The following is a 24,598-nucleotide window of genomic DNA, read 5'->3' as shown; positions in this document are numbered from 1 at the left end:
GCACACCAAAAAGCAATCTATCGATCGCTTTTGCTTCCATTTAGCTGACAAGGCAAGCTTGTCGCGTGGGAGTATTTATGATGGGGCGATCGATCAGCGTTAAAGCGTACCTATTTCTGCGTGCCGTCTGACGGCGATGGAAGCTGTGCGGCATCGTCGCCCGTGTCCTGACGATTACGCGCCAGCGCACGCGCATACACGGACGGCGCGCCTGCTGCATGGGCCGTCACATAGCCCGTAATGCAGGCCAGCATGAGCGGCAGCACGACCTGGTACGACAGCGTCATCTCAAAGATCATCAGGATCGACATGAGCGGTGCATGCGTGGTGGCGGCCAGCAGCGCGCCCATGCCGACCACGGCGTAACTGACCGGCACCGGCGCCGCATCCGGCAGCAGCGCGTGCATGCCTGTGCCATACAGCAAACCCAATGCAGCGCCGCAAAACAGCGTGGGCGTAAACACACCGCCCACGGCGCCCGACCCTGCGCTCGACGCCGTCGCCACCACCTTGCAGATCAGCACCAGCGCCACCGTCTGCCACAGCCACGGCTCGTGCAGGAACGCATTGACCACGCTGTAGCCGTTACCCCAGACCTCGGGCACGCCCGTGGACAGCGCGCCGACGATCAGCCCGCCGGCGGCCAGGCGCAACGTAAGCGGCAGCTTGGTACGTGCAAACGCATCGCGCGCACGGTCGATCAAACCGAGCAGCAGCGGCCCCGCCATCCCCGCGGCCAGACCCAGGCCCAGATACGTCAGCACTTCCCAGCCGGAAACGAAATCGAAGTGCGGCATCTCGTACACGGCCCCGTAGCCGAAGAATTGGCGCACGACGATGTCCGCGGTGACCGCCGCCACCAGCAGCGGCCCGAGCGTCGCCGTGGTGATGACACCAAACACGATTTCGCAGACGAACACGGCACCCGAGATAGGCGCGTTGTAGGCAGACGTGATGCCGGCAGCGGCGCCGCAGGCGACCAGCAGACGCAATTGCTCCACTGGCACGGCGGTCCAGTGCCGCAGCACACGGCCGACCAGCGAGCCGCACATTGCCGCCAGCTGCACCATCGGCCCCTCTCGCCCGATCGACGCGCCGCTGGCCACCGAGCACAACGACGACGCACTGCGTACCAAGCTCTGCCGTGCGCTCAGCACGCCATCGCCCACGGCAATGGCTTCCATATAGTCTTCAGCGCCTTTTCGCGGAATCCACTTGAGGCCCACTTGCAAAGTGATGCCGGCCAGCAGTCCACCCACGGTCGGCACCAGCAGTCGCGCCCACCAAGGCAGCGCCCGCGCCGTGGCCACCAAACCTTGGTCCGTGCCCGAAAGCCACCATTGCAGTTGACGCAGGCATTCGCGAAACAGGATCGTCGACAAGGCGCCCGCGCAACCGATCAGCCCGGCAATCACGAACACCAGATGCTCGCGACCGAAGGGCAGTCGGGCAATCGCGCGCCGCCACCATGGCTGGCGCGGCATATCCGGTTGAGGCGGCGGCGTGTCGGTCATGTCGATTCACATCAGGACAGGTCGACATGATAGCGACGGCGCCGCAACGGTTTTAAGCCGACGTTGCGACCACGGCGTCTGGCAACCACGCCTGCGGTGTGTCTGCGCTGCGACGATTCGGCCCCCACGTAATGACGCGCACCTGCACGAGGTTTTCGATCACGAAAGGATCGCGCGCGACGATGGCGTCGACCTCTTCGCGGGATTCGGCACGCGCCAGGATCCCACCACCTTCACGCGGGAAGAACGGCCCCGACATCAGGAAGTGGCCGCTCGCATAGTGGGCGTCCAGATGCGCGCGGTGCGCAGGCAGCACACGATCGAGCGCTTCAAGCGGTGCGGTGTAGTTGAAAAGAATCAGGTACAGCATGCGATGGCTCCTTATGGGATGAGGTAACACCTTCGAAACGCGAGACCCGGCGGCGTGAAACAACCACGCTCAGTGTCCCGCAGAAATGGGTACGCTTTGCGCGGAAACCCTTCGCCGCGCAGGGTTCTCAAGGGCGCAAGAGCAACGCCCCGACGGTCTGTCCGGCCTCCAGTGCAGTGTGTGCGGCAGCGGCGTCTTCGAGTGCGTAGGTACCGCCCACCGGCACGCGCACGCCATCGAGCATGCGCTGCAAGGCGGCCTGCACCCCGGTCCGGTAGTTCGACAGATCGGCCATGTAGCGGATGACACCCGGCCGCGCCAACGCAATGGATCGCGATGGCCCAAGCGCTGCAAGATCGACGGCATTCGTCTGGGCGTTGCCGACATCGCCCGCCTGACCGATGCTCGCCACCATGCCGAAGGGTCGCGTCACCGCCAACGAGGTCTGCAGCATGGCACCGCCGATGCCGTCGATCACGTAGTCGACGCCTTCCCCGCCGGTGAGCTGGAGCACGGCTTCGCGCACATCTTGCTGGCGATGCAGCACGACGTGGTCCGCGCCGTGGCCGATGGCGATGGCGGCCTTCGCTTCGCTGCCCACCGTGCCGATCACGCGCGCCCCGTGACGTTTGGCCCACTGCACCAGCAACGCGCCCAGGCCACCGGCTGCCGCATGCACGAGCAGCGTATCGCCGGCGCGCACCTGCCGTACCCGCGTGAGCAGCATGTGCGCGGTGATGCCGCGGACCAACGTGGCCGCCACGGTTTCGTCATCCAGCGCATGAGGCAAGGCAATCGCCCGCTGTGCGGGGATGTTGCGGTGGCTGGCGTAGCCGCCGGGCGCGCCGTCCATCAGGCCAGCCCACGCCACGCGCTGGCCCACCACAAAGCCGCGCACCTCCGTACCCATCGCTTCCACCACGCCGACGGCCTCCACTCCGAGCACCGCCGGAAACGCGGCCACCGGATACAAGCCGGTACGGTGATACACGTCGACAAAGTTCACGCCGATGGCCGTGTGCCGCACCGTCAACGCATTCGGCGCAGGCGGCGGCAACATCAGGCTGGCGGGCCGCAAACCCAATGCGGGTCCGGGTTCGCGGAGTTGGATCACCTTGGCATGCATGGCAAAAGTCCTCGCAGAAATGGGTACGCTTTTGGATTCTTCGATGACGGGTACTGCGTTCGTCACGTTGTGAAACAAGCGTAATCCGTTCAGAATCACCCGGGAATTCACAAAAACAGATCAGCTTCTGTGCAAAAAAGCCCAGGTAGGCCAAAAAATGCGCGTGCCTTGGCGCGTGCGGCAGCGGCCGAACCTTCTTCTTCGTTGCAGTGGGATGACGTGCGCTACTTTCTCGTGCTCGCGCGCGAGGGCAGCCTGTCGGCTGCTGCGCGGCGACTGGCGGTGGAACACACCACGGTGGCGCGGCGCGCAGACGCACTGGAGCAATCGCTGGGCGTGCGCCTGTTCGACCGCCTGCCGCGCGGCTGGCGCCTGACTGCCGAAGGCAACGCGCTGGCCGAACGCGCTGAACGCATGGAGCAGGAAGCGGCCGGCTTTGCTCGTGCCGCAGCAGGCGCGGGCAGTTTGCGCGGGACGGTGCGCATCTCTGCGCCGCCCACGGTGGCCAGCCACATCATCGCTCCCAACCTGGCGACGCTGCGCCGTCAATGGCCCGGCATCGACCTCGTGCTGCTGGGTGAAAAGCGCAACGCCAACCTGATGGCGCACGAAGCCGACCTGGCGGTGCGCTTGTCGCGCCCGACGTCATCAGCCCTCGCGACACGGCCGCTGGGCGACCTCGGCTACGGTCTGTACGCCACCGCAGAAGTGCTCGCACGCCCCGAATCCGAATGGGAATTCATCGGCTACGACGAAAACCTGCGTCACGTCCCGCAGCAGCGCTGGCTGGACAACTACGCAGGCGAACGTCGCGTGGTCTTGCGCTGCAGCGATCTGGCCGCGATGCACCAGGCGGCGCTGGCCGGACTGGGTGTCGCGGCGCTGCCTCACCTGCTCGGTGCGCCCGCAGAAACGGGTACGCCTTTGCGCCGCGTGCCCGTCGACGACCCGGCGCTGCATCGAGAAATCTGGTTGGTGATCCACCCCGACGTTCGACGATCGCCGCGCGTGCGGGCCGTGGCCGACGCATTGATCGCGCTGTTCGAGGCACAGCGACACGTTTTGGCGGGGAGTTGAACGTACGCAGAAACGGGTACGCTTTTGGATGAAAACGAACCGCAAACCCAATGGATATGCGGTCCTTGCGCCTCGGCAATGTTGCATGCCGAGGCGCCTTCGAAACACTCAGCCGCCCAGGTAGGCTTCGAGCACGCGCGGATTGCCCAACAGGTTTTTGCCGCTGTCGGCCAACACGATCTCGCCGGTTTCCAATACGTAGCCGTGTTGCGCGATCTTCAGCGCCTGGCGCACGTTCTGCTCGACCAGGAAAATCGTCAGGCCTTCGGCGTTGATGGTGCGCAGGATGCGGAAGATCTCCTGCACGATGATCGGCGCGAGGCCCATCGACGGTTCATCCAGCAGCAGCACGCGCGGGCGCGCCATCAGCGCGCGGCCGATGGCTAGCATCTGCTGCTCGCCGCCCGACAGGTTGCCGGCCAGACCGTCGATGCGCTCTTTCAGGCGCGGGAACAGGTGGAATACGCGCTCCAGGTCGGAGGCGATCTGGCCCTTGTCCTTGCGCGTGTAGGCGCCCAGCTCCAGGTTTTCACGCACGGTCATCGTGGTGAGCGTGGCGCGCCCTTCGGCCACCTGCACGATGCCGCGTTCCACACGCTTGTGGGCAGACCACTGCGTAACGTCTTCGCCTTCGAACAGGATCTGGCCCCGCACGTCACCCTGCGACTTCGGGATCAGGCCCGAGAGCGCCAGGAGCGTGGTCGATTTGCCCGCACCGTTTGCGCCCACCAGCGAGGTGATCTCGCCGGCCTTGAGCGCAAAGTCGATGCCCTTCACGGCTGCGATGTGCCCGTACGACACGTCCAGCCCTTTGACTTCCAGCAACGTGGTCATGCCGTCTCCTTCTGCGCGGCATTGCCGTTCGCGTCATCGTCGTCATCGCGGCCCAGGTACGCCTCGATGACTTGCGGATCGTTGCGGATCGCTTCGGGCGGCCCTTCAGCGATGATGCGGCCGAAGTTCAGCACCGCAATACGCTCGCACAGGCCCATCACGAAGCGCATGTCGTGTTCGATCATGAAGATCGTGTAGCCGCGCGCCTTGATGTTCTCGATCTCGGCCATCAGGTCGACCTTCTCGCCGGTGTTCATGCCGGCGACGGGCTCGTCGAGCAGCAGCAGCTTGGGTTCGGTCGCCAGCGCGCGCGCCAGTTCGAGCTTGCGCTGGTCGCCGTACGAGAGGTTGTCGGCAATGTCATGCGCCTTGTGGTCGAGCTTGACCCACGAGAGCAGCTCAAGCGCACGGTCGCGCGCGCGCCGCTCGGCAGCGCGGTACTTTGGCAGCGAGAGCAGCAGGCCCGGCGCACCGTAGTCCAGATGCCGGTGCATGCCCACCACGACGTTCTCCAGCAGCGTCATCTCCTTGAAGATGCGGATGTTCTGGAACGTGCGAGCGATGCCCATCTGCGTGATCTGGTGCGGCTTCTTGCCGACCAGGTTATCGCCGTTGAACGTGAGCGAGCCACCGGTGGGTGCCAGCAGGCCCGTGATCAGATTGAACACCGTCGTCTTGCCGGCGCCGTTCGGGCCGATCAAGCCAAAGATGCTGCCTTGCGGCACTTCAATGTTGACGTCCTGCAAAACCGACAGGCCGCCAAAGCGCTTGGAAATGGAGGTGAGTTTCAGCATGGCGGCCTCAGTGCGATTCATTGGAAGCAGCCGGGGTGGCGCCCGTGCCAGGCATGGTGCCGCCGCGCTTGATGCCGAACCAGCGCGCGAAACGCGCCGGATCCCAGATGCCCTTGGGCAGGAACAGCACAATCACCATCAGGATCACGCCGTTGACGACCAGGCGGAAATCCTTGAACGCACGCAGCAACTCCGGCAGCAGCGACAGGATCAGGCTGCCGAGCGCCGGCCCCGTCAGGCCATTCGTGCCGCCCAGGATCGTCATCGTCAGAATTTCGACGCCGCGGTCGAAGCCGAATTCGTTCGGGCCGATGAAGAACGTGAGGTGCGCATTCAGTGCACCGGCCAACCCGGCGATGGCCGCACCCAGCGTGAAGGCCAACAGCTTGGTGCCGGCCACGTTGATGCCCATGAGCCCTGCAGCCGTTTCGTCTTCCTTGATGGCCTCGAATGCGCGGCCCACCTTCGAGCGACGCATGCGTGCCAGCACGAACAGCGTCGCCAACACGGCCACCGCCACATGCCACCACTCGGTCAATTGCGGAATGCCGTTCAGGCCCAGCGCGCCGCCGGTCCAGTTTTCGGTGTTCAGGATCAGCACGCGCACGACCTCACCGAAACCCAGCGTGGCCATGGCCAGATACACGCCCGAAAGACGCAGCGTCGGCCGCCCGATGACCACGGCCACCACGGCGGGCGCCGCCATGCCGCCCAGCAGCGCGACGGAAAACGGCATCTCGGCGTTCATCGTCAGCAGCGCCGCCGTGTACGCGCCAATGCCCATGAAAGCCGCATTCGCCATCGCCAGCAAGCCGCACGACAGCGTCAGGTAAATGGACAACGCCAGCAATGCATTGATGCCCAGCGTGAGCACCAGGTTGCTGTAGACCGACCAGAAATTGTCGAACCATTCCATGTCGGTCTCCTTAGGCCTTGCGTTCCAGCACCTTGCCGAACAGCCCTTGCGGCCGCACCAGCAGGATCAGGAACAGCAGACCGAACGCCACCGCGTCGCGCATGGTCGAGCCGATGTAGGCCACCGACAGCACCTCGGCAAACCCCAGGAACAGGCCGCCCAGCATCGCGCCGCGAATATCGCCCAGGCCGCCCAGGATGATGACCGCGATGCCCTTGTGCAGCATCGGCTGGCCCATCAACGGGAAGACCGCGTTGGAGTACAGGCCGATCAGCACGCCCGACAACCCGCCCAGCGCAGCCGCTGCAAACGAGGTCAGCAGGAACAGGCCTTCGACATTGATGCCCAGCAGCGCCGCGGCTTTCGGCGACTCCGCAATCGCGCGCAGCGCGCGGCCGAGTTGCGTGCGCTTGAGCAGCAGCATGAGCGCGGCCATCAGTGCGAACGACAGCACGATGATGCTCAGCTCCAGCGGGGTGAGGTGGATGCCGCCCAGATCCAGCGAGGCATCCGAGACGAGCCCGGCCGGGAAGCGCAGGTTTTCGGCCCCGAACACGCCCTGCATGGCGTTGTTGATCGCGATGCCCGCGCCGATGGTGGCAATCATCGGGATCAGGTGCGGCGCGTTGCGGCGGCGCAGCGGGCGCAGCAGCAGCACGTCGATGATGAGGCCGGCCACGCCGCTGACGACAAAGCCGACGGCCAGTGCCGCCCAGAGCGGCAGCTCGAAGTGAAGAACGACCTGCAGCGCCGCATAGGCACCGAGCATGAAGACCGCGCCGTGCGACAGGTTGATCACGCCCAGGATGCCGAAAACCAGCGTGAACCCCAGGGCGAACAACGCATACACGCACCCGAGCGACAGCGCATTGACGAGTTGCTGTTCCAGCATGATGAATCAGAGTGAGGTGCGGCTGAACGTGACCAAGGCAGTCACCGTGCAGCCACAAAAAAAGCGATGGGGCGTAGGTTTAGCTACGCCCCGCCTGTCTCGTTCAAAGGGTTTCAACGAGAACCGAAGATTACTTCTCGATTGTGTACTTGCCGTTCTTGGTCACGCTCACGATCGGCGTCTGCACGGCGTCGTAGCCGGCCGGCTTGCCACGCGCGGTGACCTGGCGGAAGGCAAACGCGCCCGTCGCGCCGGTGTGCTTGACTGCCGGCAGTGCATCGCGAATCGCCTTGCGGTCGGCTTCCAGGTTGCCGCTGAACTTGACCGTCTTCAGCGCCTTGCTCGCGATGTACATGGCGTCATACGCCTGCGCCGCAAACTGATCCGGCGCTGCCTTGTACTTGGTGGTGTAGGCGGTGATGAACTTGCTGTTCTCGGGCGTGTGGTTCTCGATCGACCACGGGCTGCCCACCCACAGGTTGTCGGACTTGTCCTTGGCCAGGTCGAACACCTTGACCGAGTTCATGCCGTTGCCGCCGATGACCGGCACGTTCAGGCCAAGCTGGCGCGCCTGCACCATGATCGGACCGCCTTCGGCAATGAGCGCCGACAGCACGATCGCATCCGGGTTCGTCGCCTTGATCTTGGTGAGCTGGGCCTTGAAGTCCACGTCGCCCTTGGCGAAGGTCTCGGTGGTCGTGACCGGAATCTTCAGGTCTTCGAGCGCCTTCTTGAAGTTGTCGTAGCCGCTCTTGGTGAAGACGTCGTCGTTGCCGTACAGCACGGCCACCTTCTTCACGCCGGCCTTCTTCACAACGGTCTGGATGGTGGCCGGCAGCACATCGGCTTCGGTCACGGAATTGCGGAAGACGAAATCGCCGATGCTGGTGATGCCGTCTGCGGTGTTGGAGGTGCCAAAGGCCACCGTCTTGGCAGCCTGCGCGATCGGGTCAGCCGCCTGGGCCGAGTTGGACAGCGTGGGGCCGAACACCATCGCCACCTTGTCCTGGAAGATCAGCTTCTTGAAGACGTTGATGGCCTCTTCCTTCTTGCCCTGCTCGTCTTCGATCACCAGCGCGATCTTGCTGCCGTTGATGCCGCCTGCAGCGTTGATCTCATCAGCCGCCAGCTGGAAGCCGTTGCGGATCGCCACGCCGTATTGGGCTGCACCGCCCGACAGCGCTTCTGCCACACCGATCTTGATGTCCTGGGCCGCGAATGTCGTGCCCGTTGCGATTGCCGCCCCCGCAGCCACTGCCGTCAACAGCAGCCGTTTGATCGTTTTTTGCATGCGAACCTGCTCCTTGTTTGTCCGTCGCGATTGCTTGAATGCGATGCGTCTCGAAGATGCGCTGGCCCAACACCGTCGCTCCCCCGCATGCGCCCTGCATCGCGTCCGGACGCTCGCCTGCCGGGTTTCGCGCCACGCATGACAACGTTGGCGAAACGGCGGTAGACCTGCCGGGCGAGCGATGCCGGATCGGGCATGCGCGCACCGAAAGTGCGTCGGAGTGTGAAGCGAAGGCGCCATGGGTGCAGCGCTCTTGTGCGACGCGCCGGGGTGGCCGGCGCGTGCAGTCAGTCGCGGGACTTTACCGGAAAGCGCACGACCGTGCGATAGGGGATTGTCCGCCGCCCGGCCTGGGGGGCCGATGTTGCGTTGCAATATTGCATGCGCAATACCGTCGGATCGGCGCCGAGCGTACCCGTTTCTGCGTGCCGTGCGGCGCTGCGAAATCAGCCCGTCGACAGCTCGTCGGCACTGACAAACAATCCCTTGCCGCGCGATTTGGCTTCATACAGCGCCTCGTCGGCGGCTTCGAAGACGGCGCTTTGCGCCAACGTGCGCGCGTCGAAAGTCGCGATCCCGATGCTCGCACCGACCTGCACCATCGCCTCACGCAAGCGAAACGGCTTGTTGCATGCCGAGAGGATATTGCCCGCAACCGTCTTTGCGTCGTCCGGGAGCGACAGGTGCTCCAGGATGACGGCGAACTCGTCGCCGCCAAAGCGCGCCACGCCGTCGTACGGGCGCACGGCACGCGCCAGGCGCTGTGCGAAGGTCCGCAGCAGCGCATCGCCAACGGCATGTCCGTGCGTGTCGTTGACGACCTTGAAGCCGTCGAGGTCGACCAGCAGCAGCGCGCCGGTGGATCCGGTCACACGCGCCTGGTCGAGCGCCGCCAGCAAACGCTCTTCAAAGCCGGCTCGGTTGGCCAGGCCGGTGAGGTGGTCGGTGGTCGTCAGCGCGCGCAGGCGCAGCTCCTGTTTCTTGCGCTCCGTGATGTCGAGCGTGACCGAATGCACGCCGGCCACGCGGCCTTGCGCGTCGAACTGCGGAAGGTAGCTGACCTCTTCGCAGCGGTACAGGTCGCGGCCGCGGAGTTCGCGCTCGAAGACCATCGTCTCGCCGCCCAGCGCGCGCCGCAACGCATCACGAAGGAGGCTGTAAGCGTCGTCACCCACGACTTCACGCAACGTCTGTCCGAGCATGCTCGCGGCTGAGCGTCCGTACGCTTTCTCGTAGGCGGCATTCAGGAAGCGGAAGCGCTCCTCGGTGTCGATGAAGGCCACCAGCGCCGGCAGCGCATCCGTCACGGTCTGCAGCGTTTCGCGGCTGCGCTGCAGTGCTTCCTTGGCGGCCTTGTCCTGCGTGATGTCGCGCATGACGGACGAGAAGTACTCCATATGCCCGGCCGGATTGCGGTGCGCGATGATCATGTGGTTGATCGGGACGACCTGACCTTCGGCCCCACGCACAGTGGTTTCGCCAATCCAGACGCCATCGCGCGCAGCTGCCGGCACGGCCACCTCGCGCAGCCAGCCCATCGTCTCGGGCGGGTAGAAATCGGCAACGGTCAGGCCTTCGAGATTGGCGTCCAGCGGGATGCCGGCGAAGCGGCGGCCGGCCGGATTCATGTACGTGACGTTGCCCTGGATGTCGCTCTGCGCGACAAAGTCGGTGGTCGAATCGAGGATCTTGGTGAGCACGCGCGACGCCTGTTGCGCACGCGCCCGGACGGTGATGTCTTCCATGGCGCCGACGTGGCCGACCACCTCGCCATCCACCCGCACCGGTGCCGTCGTAACAACGAGCAAGCGCTCGCCGAGGCCCGGCACGATCACGCGCTGCTCGGCGTGGTAGCCGGCCCCGCGCGCGACCGCATCGCGCCAGCCGGCCATGATGGCATCGCGGTCGTCTGGATGCAGGCGCGCAAGCCATACGTCGGCCAGCGCCTCTTCGTGCGTGGCGCCGAGCAGGCGGCGATACGCCTCGTTGGTATAGACGGTCCGGCCGTCCGCATCCGAGCGAAACAGCCCGAGCGGGGAGGCGTCGTTCACGGCTTCCAGTTCTGCGCGCTGCCGGACGACCTCGCCCATCAGCCTGTGGAACGCCGTCGACACGGCGTCGATTTCGGCTGAAGCACCGAGCCGCTCGAGCGGCGGCGCATTGCGCAAGTCCGTGGCGGAGAGCTGCGTCATGGCGGCATGCAGCCGGCCGAGCGGGCGCAGCAGCCACAGCATCGCCGCCCACACCGACACGCCGATCAACGCCGCCAGCACCAGCAGCGACCAGCGGAAGCGCTGGCGCATGAGGAAGAGTTGCCGGTTGGCCTCGGCGCCGGGCAACACGGCAGCGAGCGTCCAGCCGGCGGCGATGATGTCTTGCGTGGTGACCACGTCGTCGCCGCGCTCAGGCAGCGCATCGGGGTCCGCGCGGAAGGCTGCGGCCACCCCTGGATCGGCATCGAGCGGTGCAAGCGTCTTGTCGGCCTCGGGGTGGACGATATAGACGGGGTTCTCACCTCGCGTGGCCAGATAGACATGGCCCGTCTGGCCCACCCGCATGTCGCGCAGATCGCCCAGAAAGTTCGGCTTGAGCAGGTACAGCGACGCGCCGATCAGCCCGACGAGATTGCCGTCCCGATCATGCACGGGCGCCGCCATGATGACGATGGGCTCGCCGCCCACGCGGTTGCGAAGCGGTGCGGAGATGGTCGGCTGATCGACCACCATGACCTGCCTGAAGTAGTCCCGATCCGAAATGTCGATGCCGACCACGCTCGCGCGGCGCGTCGAAGTCGTCGTCACCTTGCCGTCGGCCGAGGCCAGGAACACGCCGTCGAAGAGGCCGCTGGTCGGCTGGATGGACTGGTAGAACGCGGCTTCCTCCGCCGGGGTGTTGAACTGCACGGTGCGCATCTGCTGCGCGGTGCGCTCGAGCACGCCGAGATACGTGTCCAGCCGCTGCTTGAGGTCTTCCGCCGCTTCTTTGACGAGGGCCGTCTGCTGCACCTTGATCTGCGCCATCACCTCGCGGCGGATCGGCTCGCGCTGCGACCAGCCGAACAGGCTCACCACCGTCACGCTGATGACGGTCGCCATGATGGCCGCCTGCGACTTCAGGGTCAGTTTCATCGGACGGTCGGCTGGCACCGGCGCCCCTCGCGGCCGGCGTCTTGTTGTAGTTGGAGGGCAGACACCATAGTGCGCCGCCCGCCGCTCGTTGTCGAGCCGCCGTGGCGTCTAGCGGCGGCCGCAGACGTAAGCGGCCGAGCGCGCCGCCAGCGTCCCGGAGCGGATGCGCATCCAGTGTGCGCCGGCTGCGGTGTCGCTATCGAGCGTGGCGCCGTCCGGACCACGGACGACGTAGTCGACCAGGCGAATGCGCTGGCGGTGGCAGTCGATCTCCTGGCGCGACAGGATGACCGTGCCGGGCCGGTAGCGGGCGCCGTGGGCGCGGCGTTCGCTGCGCTTGAGCACGGTGCGCGCCAAAAACGTCTTGTGACCTGTGCGGCTGGAACGCAGCGACGTGCGGTCGATGGAAGCCACAACGGAGGTGGTCGTCAGGTACTCGTGCCAGCGTGCGGCCTGGGCAGACGCCGCCATGCCGAAAGCGCCGACGCCGACACCACATATCCAGATCCACCGCCACATCATGCGTTTCACGACCGTCCGTCCTGCCATATCAAAAGCCAAGAAGCGGCACTGCTGCCGCAGGCACGTATTGTAACAATCGATCCGCAAGACTCACGCCTGCCCCTCGGGTAGCATGCGGCCCAATTCGACCGCTCCAACCGCCAACCGCCATCCGCCATGCCCACCGTTGCCTTGTCTGCCCTCGTTTCCCACGCTGCCGCGGCCTTGCTGATCGCCAGCGTGCCGGTCGTCGCGTGGTTCTGGCTGCGGCGGCGCTTCGACCTGGCGTGGCGCGACATCGGTGTGGGCGCAGCCGTGTTCGTCGTCTTTGCGCTGGTGTTGGAGCGCACGCTGCACCTGTATCTGCTGCAACTCAATCCGACGACGGCGCATTGGCTGCGCATGCCCGCGCTGTTCGTCATCTACGGCGCGCTGATGGCCGGTGTGTTCGAGGAAAGCGGCCGCTGGCTCGGCCTGCGCTTTCTCGTGCGCAAGCCCGGAGGCGCCGCGACACCCGTGGCCTACGCGCTCGGGCACGCCGGCATCGAGGCCTGGCTGGTCGGTGCGGCATCCCAGGCGCAGATGGTGATGTTCGGCATTGCCGCCAACCGGGGCGAGCTGGAATCGCGCCTCGCGGCCAGCGGTGCCGAGGCCATGACGGGGACGATTCACGCCATGCTGGCGCAGCTCTCGCCGTGGCTCGCGCTCGGTGCGATCAGCGAGCGCGTTGCGGCGATACTGATCCAGTTCACGCTCACGCTGGTGGTGTGGCACGCGGTGCGCCAGCGGCGTTTTGTGATCGTCGTGCTGGCGGTCCTGCTGCATGCGCTGGCGGACTTGCCGGCTGCGCTGTACCAGGTGCATGTGTTGCCCCTGGCGGTGACCGAGGCGATCTACGCGGTGGCCGCCGTGCTGCTGGCAGCAACGTGCTGGCCCCCGCAGGGCGGCCGCAAGATCGGCGAATCTTCGCTGCGCTAACTGCTGCGGAACCGCTCCGGCTCGATGCCGTGCCGGTTGAGCTTGTCGTACAGCGTCTTGCGCGGCACCGCCAGCAAATCCGCCGCGCGGGCCACGTTCCCCTCCGTGGCGCGCAGCGCGTCTTCGATGGTGGCGCGTTCGACTGCCATCATGCGTCCGGCCAGGGAATGCTGGCTCGCTTCGGACGCCACCAGACCATCGTCCAATCCGAGGCAAAAACGCTCGGCCACGTTCTTCAGTTCACGCACGTTGCCGGGCCAGTCGTGGTGCTGCCAGCGCATCATGTCCTGCGCAGACCAGTCGGGCGCGGGGCGCTCGTAGCGCACTGCGGCCTGTTGCAGAAAGTGCGCCATCAGCAGGGGAATGTCTTCCGCACGCTGACGTAGCGCAGGCAGCGCAATCGATACGACATTCAAGCGGTAATACAGGTCCGCACGGAACTGGCCGTGATCGGATGCCTCCTTCAAGTCGACCTTGGCAGCGGCCACCACACGGCAATTGACGGGCACGCTGGCGTTGCTGCCCAGCCGCTCGATGCTGCGTTCCTGCAGCGCGCGCAGCAGCTTGGCCTGCAGTGCCAGCGGCATCGATTCGATTTCATCCAGGAACAGCGTGCCGCCATCGGCGTATTCCATCTTGCCGATGCGGCGGCGATTGGCGCCCGTGAAAGCGCCGGCTTCGTGGCCGAACATCTCGCTCTCGAACACGGATTCGGGCAAGGCCGCGCAGTTGAGTGCGACGAACGGGCCGCGACGTCGGCTGCCTTCGTGAATGGCGCGCGCGAGCACTTCCTTGCCCGAGCCGGTCTCGCCCGTAACGAGGATGTCCGCATCGGTCGGTGCCAGTGCGGTGACGAGCCGGCGGACGTTCTGCATGACGGCGCTCTGGCCGATCAACGGGTACGCCTGCCGGCCCTGCAGCGCTTCGCGCAGACGCAGGTTTTCGGACGTGAGCCGGCGTTTTTCCAACGCGCGCCGCACCACATCGACGAGGCGCTCGGAGTGGAACGGCTTCTCCATGAAGTCGTAGGCGCCGGCGCGCATGGCCGCCACCGCCATCGTCACATCGCCATGACCGGTGATGAGAATGACCGGCAACTGGCGGTCGTGCTGCAGCATTTCGCGCAGCACGGCCAGGCCGTCGCGCCCGGGCAGGCGCACGTCGGTGACGACCACGGCCGGCGTTTGCGTGGCAAGCGCAGCCAGCGCACTCTCGGCATCGGCAAAGGACTGCACCGGCACATCGGCCAGAGAGAGTGCCTGCTCGCAGCCCAGGCGCACGACATCATCGTCTTCGATCAGGAAGACGGGCGCGTGGTCGATGGGGGAAGGATCGGGCGTGCCGTGTTCAGTCATGTGGGTTTCACAACGCGTTCAAGCTCGATGATGAATTCTGCGCCCGGCGTGCCGTCGTGGGCATTGCGACCTTCGAGCCGGCCGCCAAAGTCTTCGATGATCGCCAGTGAAATCGCCAGTCCGAGCCCCAAGCCCTGACCATCGTCCTTGGTGGTGAAGAACGGCTCAAACAGACGCGGCAATACATCGGCGGGAATGCCCGGGCCGCAGTCGCGCACGGTGATGCGTACCCATTTCTCGACGGGCTCGACACGCACGCGCACGATCGCCGATTCGGCTGCGGGCGCCTCGGCGGTGGCGTCGATGGCGTTGCGGATGAGGTTGACGAGCACCTGCTCGAGCCGCACCGCATTGGCCCAGACAGCAAGGTCTGCCGGCGCCGGCTCGATCACCACGGTCACGCCGGCCTGCCGGCGACGCGTCTCGATCAGCATCAGCGCCTGGCGGATGGCTTCGTCCACCGACACCGCTGCGCGTGCCGCATCGCCCTTGCGCGAGAAGGCCTTGATGTGTGAAACGATGCGCCCCATGCGTTCGGCAAGTTGGCTGATGTGCGTGAGGTTGCCGCGCACCTCGTCGATGCGGCCGCGCTCGGCAAGCTGGTTGGCGTTGTCGGACAGCGTGGTGAGCGCGGTGAGCGGCTGGTTGAGTTCGTGCGTGATACCGGCGGCCATCTGGCCGAGCACGGCGAGCTTGCCGGCCTGCACGGCGGCATCGCGCGTTTCGCGCAGGATGCGTTGCGCAGCGTCGAGCGCCTCGACCTTGCCGGCGAGCGCGGTGTTGGCGGACGTCAACTCGGCGGTGCGCTGGGCGATGCGCGCTTCCAGGTCGCGCTGGACTTCGCGCAGGGCGGCGCGCGCGCGGTGCTGCTCTTCGCGCCGACGCTGACGCAAACGCAAAGCGACGAGCACGGCAAAGATGAGCGCCATCGCAAACGCCGCGCTCGCCCCGGCCACGAGCGCAGTGCGCTGCTCGTCGCGCGGGTCGATCAGCACGGCGACCTGCCAGCCGAGCAGGCCCACCGGGCGGTACTGCACACGCAGTGTCGATACCGATTTTCCGGGCAACGCCACGCGCACAGTCTGCGGCGGCTGGTCCGCAGAAAAGGGTACGCTCGCGCCTTGCCCGTCGCTCATGCCGAGCGGCGTGAGGATATGCGGCGCGTATTGGCGCGTCGCGTCGAGTGCGGCGCGCTGGTCCGCGTTCAAGGTGCCGAGCGTGCGGTATTTCCATTCAGGTACGGACGACAGGAAGATCACCCCGTGGCGATCCACCAGCAGCACCGTATCGCCGCTGCGCGACAACGTGGCCTCGAACGCATCGAGGTTGACTTTCACGACCACCACGCCGATCGGCGTGTTGCCTTCGCGCACGGGCGCGGCAACGAAATAGCCGGTCTCGCCCGTGGTGTTGCCGACGCCGTAGAAGCGACCCAGCCCTTCACGCATGGCTTCGACAAAGTACGGGCGGAATGCGTAGTTCTGGCCGACGAACGAGGTGGGCAAGTCCCAGTTGCTGGCGGCAATCGTGAGACCCGTCTTATTGATCAGGTGAGCGGCGGCCAGGTCGGTGGCCGCCTGGACTTCTTTCAGATAGGCGTTGGCCGCACGGCGCGGAACGGCGTCGCCGGCCTCGGGGTTCTCTAAAAGCGCGACGTGCAGCACGTGCTCCAACGCAGCCAGCCTTGGCAACGACTCATAGCGCGCCAGCGTGCTGCGCAGGTTCTGCGCGTAGAAGGTCGTGCGCTGGCCGGCCTCTTCGGCGCGCGTGGCAACGTAGCGTTGCAGGGCGATGGCGTAAGCGCCCCACCCCGCCGCTGCGCAGCACGCCACCATGGCCAGCGCGACGGCCACGCGCCAGCCTCGCCCGCGTGCGGGTGGGGCAAGGTCGGCGTGGCCGTCGGTTGGCGACATGGGTCAATGTTCGATGCGGGAATGCTTGCGAGTATCGCGCATGAACAGGTACACCAACAGCGACAGGAAGATGGTGCCCGTCACGTACCAATAGAACAGCGACTCGTGGCCCGCCTGCTTAAGCCACAGCGCGATGTACTCCGCCGTGCCGCCAAAGATCGACACCGTAAGCGCATACGGCAGACCCACGCCCAGCGCACGGACTTCTGCGGGGAACAGCTCCGCCTTCACCACCGCGTTGATCGACGTGTACCCCGAGACGATCACCAGCGCAGCCATGATCAGGAAGAACGCCATCCACACGTTGGTGGTCTCGCTGATGCCGGTCATGATGGGCACGGTGAAGAGCGTACCCAGCACGCCAAAGGCAATGAGGATCGGACGACGGCCGATGCGGTCGGACAACCCGCCGACGATCGGCTGCAGCATGGCGAAAAGCAGCAGCGTGGCGCCGGACACCAGCGTCGCCTGGTCCTTCGACAGACCGACCGTGTTGGCGAGGAACTTCTGCATGTAGATCGAGTACGTGTAGAACGCCACCGTACCGCCCATCGTCAGGCCCACGACCGTCGCGACGGCGCGCGGATGCTTGGCCAGCTCCGACAGCGTGCCGCGTTTCTTGTTGGCCTTCGCTGCGGTAAAGGACTGCGTTTCCTCCATGTGCGAGCGCATCCGCATCGCCACCAGCGCACACAGCGCGCCGATGAAGAACGGAATGCGCCAGCCCCACGCTTCCAGCTGCGCCGGCGACAGCACGAACTGCTGCAGCACGATCAGCAGCGCCAGCGCCGTCAGTTGGCCAGCGATGAGCGTGACGTACTGGAAGCTCGAATAGAAGCCGCGGTTTTCCTTGTTGGCGACTTCGCTCAGATACGTGGCCGACGTGCCGTATTCCCCGCCAACCGACAGCCCCTGCAGCAGCCGCGCCAGCACAAGCAGCACCGGCGCCGCCACGCCGATCGTCGCGTAGCTCGGTGTGAGCGCGATGATGAGCGAGCCGGCGCACATGAGCACCACCGAGAAGAACAGCGCGCGCTTGCGGCCGTACCGATCGGCGTAGATGCCCATCAGCCAGCCGCCCACCGGACGCGCCAGAAAGCCCACCGCAAACACCGCCGCGGTATTGAGCAGCTGCGCGGTCTGGTCGCCCTTGGGGAAGAACGACTTGGCAAAGTACAGCGCAAACGCCGAGTAGACATACCAGTCGTACCACTCGACCAGATTGCCAACCGAACCGGAAAAGATGGAACGCAGACGGCGGCGAACATCTGCGGGAGTGTCTTTGGTGGGGGCGTGCGTGGGCGACAACTCGCCCGTGACCGCGCCAGCCTGAGGCTGCGTCATGGTGTCTCCTTGGAGCGTTGGCGGCGACCTTTGCTTGTGACATGTCGGCACACTTGGCTGCGTGCGCGAGGTCCGAGCGGTCCGCCGGTTTATGGGTGATCGCTCTTACTCAAGAAGCATTCCATGCAAAAAGCAGACGCGCCGATGCGCCGCAAATGCCCATGGCACAAGGCCTTGCGGGAAATCGACGGAACAGTGGACGACGGGAGGAGTGTGCGGTTTCTCAGAATCGACCGGGGCAACCTGTGCGGAAACCCGCACGACCGATTCTGAGAAAGGGGGAGGCGAGGCTCAGGCGGCCACGCTCAGCGGAATGGTGTCGCGGACCAACGGATCCATCTCGGCAGAAACATCCCGATGTGTTTGGGCCAGGCCCAGGCGGTCATGCAAGTACGCCTCAAAGTCAGCACGCACTTCCGGATGGCGCAGGGCAAACTCGACGGTGGCCTGCAGGTAACCGAACTTGCTGCCGCAATCGAAACGCTGACCGCGATAGCGATAAGCCAGGATCTGCTCTTCAGCCAGCAGGCTCTGGATGGCGTCGGTCAATTGCAGTTCGCCGCCGGCGCCCGGCTTCAAATTGCGCAGATGATCGAAGATGCGCGGCGTCAGGATGTAACGGCCGACCACGCCCAGGTTCGACGGTGCGTCCTTCGGGGCCGGCTTCTCGACGATGCCGTCGAGCTTGACGAGGCGGTCATCCCATTCACGGCCCGCCACCACGCCATACGAACGCGAGGCTTCCGGCGCAATCGTTTCGACGCCCACGATGGAGCAACGGTAATGATCGTAAAGCTCCGTCATCTGCTGCATGACAGGCGGCTGGTTGTCCAGCAGGTCATCCGCCAGGATCACGGCGAAGGGTTCGTCGCGTACCAGTTTCTGCGCGCACAGCACCGCGTGGCCGAGGCCCAGCGTCTCGGGCTGGCGCACATAGAAACACTCGACGCCGGCCGGCTTGATGGACTGCACCATCTCCAGCAGCGCCTGCTTGTTCTTGGCCGCCAGTTCGGTTTCGAGTTCGTACGCCTTGTCGAAATGATCTTCGATCGCCCGCTTGGCGCGGCCCGTGATGAAGATCATTTCCGTGATACCCGCAGCGGCCGCCTCTTCCACCGCATATTGGATCAGCGGTTTATCAACGACGGGCAGCATCTCTTTCGGGCTGGCCTTGGTGGCGGGGAGAAAGCGCGTACCGAGCCCCGCCACGGGAAACACGGCCTTGGTGATCTTCTCGTTCATGACAACTCCATTGGTGGGACGTAGCGTCATGAGCAAGTCATATGCCAGTGCCCGCCAGCGCGTGGGAGCTTGGCTTGCGCGTGTTCTGAGGCGGAGCGAGGCGGCTTAGTACCTCTGGCTCGACGCCTTTCCTACAACGGGTTGCAACTCCGTCACACGAACTTTCAGCGCCGAAAGTTGAAAAGCGTACCCAATTCTGCGTGCCTGTCTTTGAGATATTGACCCTGTGCAGACCAGTAAGCGCCCGCTAACGGCGCATCAGAACATCAGGAAGATGGTTTGACCCAGCCGCGCGAGACCGGGGCCGCGCGCTCTGCCGTCCGTCGGTAAGCATCGATCTGGGCGTTCAGCTGCGCGACTTCCGCCTCGAGCGTGCGGATGCGCTGGCGCAGTTGATCGGCTTCGTTTTGCGTTTGCTGGCGCACAGCATCGTTCTGCAGGCGCAGAAAGCGCTCTGTACCCGCCAGTGCGCTGGCCGCGCCCTCGAGGCGGGTGACGGTCTCTATGGTCTGCTCAAGGCGCTCGAGCGTTGCATCCGTCAACTTGGGCGGCACGGCCGGCGCCGTCGCGAGCGCCTCGCCAAGACGCCGCTCCAAGTCGGCCATGGCGGCCTGCAACTGCCGATTGCGGGCGGCTTCGTGTTCGAGCGCGCGCTCTGCGACCTCGGCGCGAATGCGCGCTTCCATCCATTCGGCGCCTGCACCGGGGGCGCCAATGGCGCGTGAGGCGATGCGATTACGCTCGTCGCGCGCAGAAAGCGTACCCGTTTCTGCGTGCAATGGAATCGGCCACGGCTCCACTGCATCTGCCGCGATGCTGTTTGGGGCCGGGTTGCGGCCGTGCGCCCGATCCACGGCTTTCTGCAGCGTCGTATTGCTCGGACGTCGGCGTACGCCCGCCTCCGCCAACCACTGCACATATCGTCGAACGCCATAGATGCGGCGCGTCACCGCTTGAACGGCTTCGATGACCTCGTCCAGGAACACCGCGTTGTCATGCGGGAACGCAATATCCAGCCGCTGGATCGCTTCAACGATCCGCTGCTGCTGCTCTGCAGAGAAATGGAGGCCGGGTCGCGCCATGGGGTTAATCAGGTGTATTTATAGTGTACATAAAGGGTTAAAAACATCAAAGTACTTTTGCAACACGTCATTATTTGAATATAGCTACTTTATATTTGTAGTACCGTTCCGCAATGGGAACGGCCCCTGCAGCCCACCGAACAGATCTTTTCTGCAACGATTTGGCGACGCGGGAGGCAGCTGGGGGCGTTATGAGCGGAGCGCCGCACAGAGAACGCAGAAACGGGTACGCCCCGGGCGCTGCGGCCCTACAGCGCAAGAAAAAGGGGAAAAAAAAGCGCCCTTGCGGGCGCTCTTCAGCATGTCTGCGGGAGAACTACAGTAGAGCGACGTCCAGACCAAACCGGCTTTTCAGCGCTTCAACCAGCGACTCGCGTGCACCACGATCGCCGAGCTTGACATCAAGCATGACGCGGCCGGAGTCCCATTCCTTGATTGTGCCGAGTAGATCACCTTCAGCGCTACGGATCTTGTACTGGCGGCTGACTTCCTTCACCTTGCGAGTGCGTCCTTCCTGAGCCACCTTGCGGATCTGCTCCACATCGCGGCTCGAAAGCCCTTCTTCCAACACACGGTGTACCAACTCCCGCGTGCGGTCTTCGCCGGCGCTCTTGAAATACAGGGTCAACTCATAACCGGTGGCGATGCCGATTCCGGCCGGCCGCTCCTTCATCACTTCGAGCACGGACTCCGGCAGCTTCAGCAAGGCGAGGGTCTTGTTGACCGTGCCGGCAGATACGCCAGTAATTTCACAAATATCTTCTTCTTTTTTAACTTTTCCTTCGTCCAGCAGCTGACGCCACGCGATCGCGTTGTCCAGTACGGACTGGCCGGAGCGCTGCTCGTTGAGGACGAAGGAGAGACGGTAGAAATCGATGTCGGACAGGCCGTCTTCGATGAAGCAGTCCATCTCGGCCTTGCCGGCGGCAGCCAAGGCGCGCTTACGGTAGTGGCCGTCGATCAGGACGTACCAGCCGGGGCGCGCTGGGTCCGGAGCCGCCAACCCTGGCGTTTGCTGACCGTGCGTGGCGATGGAGGCAGCGCGCTCCTGAACGATCTGCGGATCGTAGATACGGCGAGCGTTGAGCGGATTCTCCTGCAGCCGCTCAAGCGGGATCTTGATGACACGACGTTCGGAAGCATTCGAAGCGGCCGGACTTTCCGCGCTGAAAGCGGGAGCGGGCGCGGGTTGCCCCAACAGGCCGCGCGGATGCGATGTGATCGCCTTTTCCGCCAACGCAAAGCGGTCCACCGGTGCCGCCTTGGTCTTTTCCGCGGCGATGCCAGCCAGCATGCCGTCCTTGAGCGATTTCAACTTCGCGCTCATACACGTTCCTCCTGCAACAACTGCAACACCTCGTCGATCAAGATGTCGACTTCATTAATCGCTTCCCGGGCGCCGGACACCCCGTGCACCGTGGCACCGATCGCCTGGCACTCCCGAAACGCCGAGCGGGAACCGATCATGGAATCCATCAAAGGAATATCACCATCATCACCAAGAATTTCAATTGCTTGCTTGGCGAGCGAGACACGCCGCTGGACCATGTTTGCCAGCACACGAATACGCAACGTCTCATTGGTGACCTGAGCCTGCTGAGCCAGGGCTTTGGCGGCCACGGCAGCCCAGAGGTCAGGCGGGGAAGGCACAACAGGGATGAGGGCAATGTCGGAGATCAACAACGCGCTGGACGACGACGGCGAGTGAACCGCCGGGGGGCAATCCACAACGATGTAATCGTAGTCCGCCACAAATTTGCGGACCTCGCGATGCATGGCGCCTCCAGAAGGCGCCAGACCGATGACCGAAGCCGGGAAGGGCTTCTCTTCCGGAGCCTGCGCGGCCCACCGTGTGGCGGTCCCTTGCTCGTCCATATCGACGAGCAGCGTTTTATTACCGCGCAAACCGAGGGTGCCTGCGATATGCATGCTGACCGTGGTCTTGCCGCAGCCGCCCTTCTGATTGAATACCGTTACGATCTTGGCGCTCACTGGCCCTCCACTTTCAGCGCTGAAAGTCAGCAGCGCTCATCTTAGGGAAGACGGCAAGAAAACACAAGATCGATAAAATTCAATTCATACAAATTTCATCGAAAAGGCCGCACACAGAAAGCGTGGGCCGCGCGGTTTTCAATGCACTTAAATTGAGATGTAAATGCGGTCTTTAGCGCATAACTACATGCATTCAACCCTGCATTTACAGGCTTCCTAGGTGTTTACCAGTGAGATGCATAAAAGCGACATTTCGGAAAAATGCCGCCCATCGACACTCTGCCCCAAACTCGTTATGATGCTTAGACAGTCGTCTGAAGACTTTGTCTACGCAAGATTCGGAATCAGCCGGTTCTTCGTGCGATGTCCGGATCGGCTGGACGACGTGTTTTTTGTTTTTTAAAGGAATTTTTGCATGGCCACGGGTACTGTCAAATGGTTTAACGAAACCAAAGGCTTCGGCTTCATCACTCCGGACGGCGGCGGCGCAGATCTGTTCGCGCACTTCTCCGAAATTCAGGGTTCGGGCTTCAAGACCCTGAAGGACGGCCAGAAGGTCACCTTCGAGGTGAAGCAAGGCCCGAAGGGTCTGCAAGCCTCGGCGATCAAGCCGGAATAAGTTTCAGGCTGATCGCCTGAGATGAAAAAAGGGGAGCTTCTGCTCCCCTTTCTTTTTGCCTGTCACACCCGCCGAGCTTCAGGCCAATTTCCGCACGCTGGTACGCGAAGGCTGCAGAATCAGGGCCTTGGAAGAGTCAGCATCCACCTTGGCGTCCGGATAGACAACCAGCACATCCTTCAGCGCCTTGCGGAACAGTGCACGGAATTTCCGCTCGCTTTCGGTCTCGGTACCGAACTGCATCTGCAGTGCTTCCCAAGGAATCTCTGTACGCTTCTGGATCGTAAAGAAGCGGTAGGTGAGCCACGAATACACATCCAGTGCAAACGGCGACTGCTTGAGCGCCTTCAATGCACGCATGTCCACCGGCACCGGCCGATTCACCAGCTCGTTGAAGAACGGCTCGGACAGCACCACAAAGCTCTCGAACATCGAACCTTGACCCGGCTGCATCGGATCCCACCAGGTCGACAGTTGATCGGCCAGCAGGTAACCGATGCGATCGATCGATAGCGGTTCCTGGTTCTGATTCTGGCTGCTCGGTGCCGACTTGTTCTGCACGATGGCAATCGTGGCCGAGAACAGACGAATCATCTGCTGGCGCACCAACGTCATGGTGCCCCGCTTGCCGCCGGTGGCCATCGGGATGCCCAAGTTGTACATGAACTCGGACAACGAGTTACCCAGCGAAATGCGTCGATCTTCCACCGTGCCCTGGAACTCGCCGCGCTTTTTCTTGGCCATGATCTCCTTGCCGATCCAGGCCAGCATCAGGCGCGGGTACGAGCCATAGGGATAGCCGAAGGAAACGGTTTCAGAGACGATGCGCTGCCGCCCATTGCTGGCCCGCTCCGAACGCTGCTGCGTGAAGTAGCCTGGCTGGATCATCAGCGAGATGTTGCCGCTGGAACGCGTCCAGACGGGCGGTGCGCCTTTGGGCGCGCGATAGGGGAGGGTGACCTGCACGCTCGCGCGGCTAAGAAACCCGACCTCGCCGCTTTGCCAGGCATCTTCGCGTTCCATTGCCTGCGCCTCGTCGAACAGACGCTGAAATTTCTCCGGCGCGGCAATGACTTGCCCTCCCGAGGGGACGATGATGCGGCCGGGCGAATCGTCGTCCGGTTTCCCATTGGGTGTGAGGCGTTTGGTGACCATGGTGGGCAAGATTTGTTCAGAGCCTTTGTACTAAAACGCCTTCGGCTTGTCACGCAGAATTGGGTACGTTTTCTGAATTTTGCTCGTTGTCGCGGGAAGGGCATCGGTGGGCAACCGTCAAGGTTGTCCACGGAAGACCTTTCCTCACTACAAGCCATATATACCTTCTACGTTTACTACAGGTAAACCGTATACGCGGCCCGCAAACCCTTGTCAGTACTGGGTCCAGAGGGGTAAACCGAACCAGATTCTGCGAAGGAGCGAACCAGATTCTGCGCGATGGCGTACCCGCTTCTGCGCAAAACCGTACCCGCTTCTGCGCAATGGGCGTACCGGAATCTGCGGGGACAACATCGTGTTGTCCACAGTGTTATCCACAGAAAACCGGCGCGCGCCGGCTCAATTCGATGCGTTTTTTCGTCTGCGTACCCGTTTCTGCGCTCGATTTGCCGATTTTCGAAGCCCTGGGCGGTTG

21 protein-coding genes are annotated in these 24,598 nt (G+C 64.0%); 3 read left to right on the top strand and 18 right to left on the bottom strand.

Features of this window, described 5'->3' with window-relative positions; all coding sequences use genetic code 11:
- Positions 1 to 110 precede the first annotated feature (110 nt).
- From R2676_RS04100 to R2676_RS04090, 3 genes are all read right to left on the bottom strand, one after another.
- Positions 111 to 1,514, bottom strand: coding sequence for a ClcB-like voltage-gated chloride channel protein (locus R2676_RS04100; RefSeq protein WP_206273870.1), 1,404 nt, complete (start codon positions 1,512 to 1,514; stop codon positions 111 to 113).
- A gap of 52 nt (positions 1,515 to 1,566) precedes the next feature.
- Positions 1,567 to 1,884, bottom strand: a complete 318-nt coding sequence (locus tag R2676_RS04095) for a YciI family protein (protein WP_206273869.1) — start codon at positions 1,882 to 1,884, stop codon at positions 1,567 to 1,569.
- Between the two features lie 127 nt (positions 1,885 to 2,011).
- Positions 2,012 to 3,010, bottom strand: coding sequence for a quinone oxidoreductase family protein (locus R2676_RS04090; RefSeq protein ID WP_206273868.1), 999 nt, complete (start codon positions 3,008 to 3,010; stop codon positions 2,012 to 2,014).
- A 204-nt stretch (positions 3,011 to 3,214) separates the two neighbouring features.
- On the opposite strand from R2676_RS04090, the gene R2676_RS04085 reads away from it, so the two are divergent.
- Positions 3,215 to 4,087: a LysR family transcriptional regulator gene (locus R2676_RS04085; RefSeq protein WP_206273995.1), complete on the top strand. Its 873-nt coding sequence runs from the start codon at positions 3,215 to 3,217 to the stop codon at positions 4,085 to 4,087.
- A 108-nt stretch (positions 4,088 to 4,195) separates the two neighbouring features.
- Here R2676_RS04085 and R2676_RS04080 read toward each other — a convergent pair whose 3' ends face one another.
- From R2676_RS04080 to R2676_RS04050, 7 genes are all read right to left on the bottom strand, one after another.
- Entirely contained in the window at positions 4,196 to 4,921 is a 726-nt protein-coding gene (locus R2676_RS04080; protein WP_004632384.1) for an ABC transporter ATP-binding protein, read from the bottom strand.
- Positions 4,918 to 5,715 carry an ABC transporter ATP-binding protein gene (locus R2676_RS04075; protein WP_206273994.1) on the bottom strand — a complete coding sequence of 266 codons (798 nt, stop codon included), beginning with the start codon at positions 5,713 to 5,715 and terminating at the stop codon, positions 4,918 to 4,920. The genes R2676_RS04080 and R2676_RS04075 overlap by 4 nt, the downstream gene beginning before the upstream one ends.
- Before the next feature lie 7 nt (positions 5,716 to 5,722).
- Positions 5,723 to 6,631: a branched-chain amino acid ABC transporter permease gene (locus R2676_RS04070; RefSeq protein WP_206273867.1), complete on the bottom strand. Its 909-nt coding sequence runs from the start codon at positions 6,629 to 6,631 to the stop codon at positions 5,723 to 5,725.
- A gap of 10 nt (positions 6,632 to 6,641) precedes the next feature.
- Positions 6,642 to 7,523, bottom strand: a complete 882-nt coding sequence (locus R2676_RS04065; RefSeq protein ID WP_009240220.1) for a branched-chain amino acid ABC transporter permease — start codon at positions 7,521 to 7,523, stop codon at positions 6,642 to 6,644.
- A 130-nt stretch (positions 7,524 to 7,653) separates the two neighbouring features.
- Positions 7,654 to 8,814 (bottom strand): ABC transporter substrate-binding protein, encoded by a 1,161-nt coding sequence (locus tag R2676_RS04060; protein ID WP_206273866.1) that lies wholly within the window; start codon positions 8,812 to 8,814, stop codon positions 7,654 to 7,656.
- A gap of 446 nt (positions 8,815 to 9,260) precedes the next feature.
- Positions 9,261 to 11,942 (bottom strand): diguanylate cyclase domain-containing protein, encoded by a 2,682-nt coding sequence (locus R2676_RS04055; protein ID WP_206273865.1) that lies wholly within the window; start codon positions 11,940 to 11,942, stop codon positions 9,261 to 9,263.
- A gap of 108 nt (positions 11,943 to 12,050) precedes the next feature.
- Positions 12,051 to 12,491, bottom strand: a complete 441-nt coding sequence (locus tag R2676_RS04050) for a surface-adhesin E family protein (RefSeq protein WP_206273864.1) — start codon at positions 12,489 to 12,491, stop codon at positions 12,051 to 12,053.
- Positions 12,492 to 12,620: 129 nt separating this feature from the next.
- Between R2676_RS04050 and R2676_RS04045 the strand changes: the two genes are divergently transcribed.
- Positions 12,621 to 13,421, top strand: a complete 801-nt coding sequence (locus R2676_RS04045) for a YhfC family intramembrane metalloprotease (protein WP_206273863.1) — start codon at positions 12,621 to 12,623, stop codon at positions 13,419 to 13,421.
- On the opposite strand, the gene R2676_RS04040 is transcribed toward R2676_RS04045, so the two are convergent.
- From R2676_RS04040 to R2676_RS04010, 7 genes are all read right to left on the bottom strand, one after another.
- Entirely contained in the window at positions 13,418 to 14,776 is a 1,359-nt protein-coding gene (locus R2676_RS04040) for a sigma-54-dependent transcriptional regulator (protein ID WP_206273862.1), read from the bottom strand. The two genes, R2676_RS04045 and R2676_RS04040, sit on opposite strands and share 4 nt — an antisense overlap.
- Positions 14,773 to 16,689 (bottom strand): sensor histidine kinase, encoded by a 1,917-nt coding sequence (locus R2676_RS04035; RefSeq protein WP_206273861.1) that lies wholly within the window; start codon positions 16,687 to 16,689, stop codon positions 14,773 to 14,775. The genes R2676_RS04040 and R2676_RS04035 overlap by 4 nt, the downstream gene beginning before the upstream one ends.
- A 3-nt stretch (positions 16,690 to 16,692) precedes the next feature.
- Complete coding sequence (locus R2676_RS04030; protein WP_206273860.1) at positions 16,693 to 18,033, bottom strand: MFS transporter; 1,341 nt, start codon at positions 18,031 to 18,033, stop codon at positions 16,693 to 16,695.
- A 291-nt stretch (positions 18,034 to 18,324) separates the two neighbouring features.
- Positions 18,325 to 19,275, bottom strand: a complete 951-nt coding sequence (galU, locus tag R2676_RS04025) for a UTP--glucose-1-phosphate uridylyltransferase GalU (RefSeq protein ID WP_206273858.1) — start codon at positions 19,273 to 19,275, stop codon at positions 18,325 to 18,327.
- 266 nt (positions 19,276 to 19,541) lie between these two features.
- The gene (locus tag R2676_RS04020) at positions 19,542 to 20,357 is read right to left on the bottom strand and encodes a DNA-binding protein (protein WP_206273857.1); all 816 of its coding nucleotides are present in this window, start codon (positions 20,355 to 20,357) and stop codon (positions 19,542 to 19,544) included.
- A 316-nt stretch (positions 20,358 to 20,673) separates the two neighbouring features.
- Positions 20,674 to 21,684, bottom strand: coding sequence for a ParB/RepB/Spo0J family partition protein (locus tag R2676_RS04015; RefSeq protein WP_027679619.1), 1,011 nt, complete (start codon positions 21,682 to 21,684; stop codon positions 20,674 to 20,676).
- On the bottom strand, positions 21,681 to 22,349 hold the full coding sequence (locus tag R2676_RS04010; protein ID WP_027679620.1) for a ParA family protein: 669 nt from the start codon (positions 22,347 to 22,349) through the stop codon (positions 21,681 to 21,683). The genes R2676_RS04015 and R2676_RS04010 overlap by 4 nt, the downstream gene beginning before the upstream one ends.
- A gap of 415 nt (positions 22,350 to 22,764) precedes the next feature.
- Here R2676_RS04010 and R2676_RS04005 point away from each other — a divergent pair, with 415 nt between their 5' ends.
- Complete coding sequence (locus tag R2676_RS04005) at positions 22,765 to 22,968, top strand: cold-shock protein (protein ID WP_004632415.1); 204 nt, start codon at positions 22,765 to 22,767, stop codon at positions 22,966 to 22,968.
- 78 nt (positions 22,969 to 23,046) lie between these two features.
- On the opposite strand, the gene R2676_RS04000 is transcribed toward R2676_RS04005, so the two are convergent.
- Positions 23,047 to 24,123 (bottom strand): replication protein RepA, encoded by a 1,077-nt coding sequence (locus R2676_RS04000; RefSeq protein ID WP_009240208.1) that lies wholly within the window; start codon positions 24,121 to 24,123, stop codon positions 23,047 to 23,049.
- Positions 24,124 to 24,598 lie beyond the last annotated feature (475 nt).

Source organism: Ralstonia flatus (assembly GCF_958439105.1).
Classification (GTDB): domain Bacteria; phylum Pseudomonadota; class Gammaproteobacteria; order Burkholderiales; family Burkholderiaceae; genus Ralstonia; species Ralstonia flatus.
The sequence above is the reverse complement of the archived record's forward strand: the minus strand, read 5'-3'. Positions and strand labels throughout refer to the sequence as shown.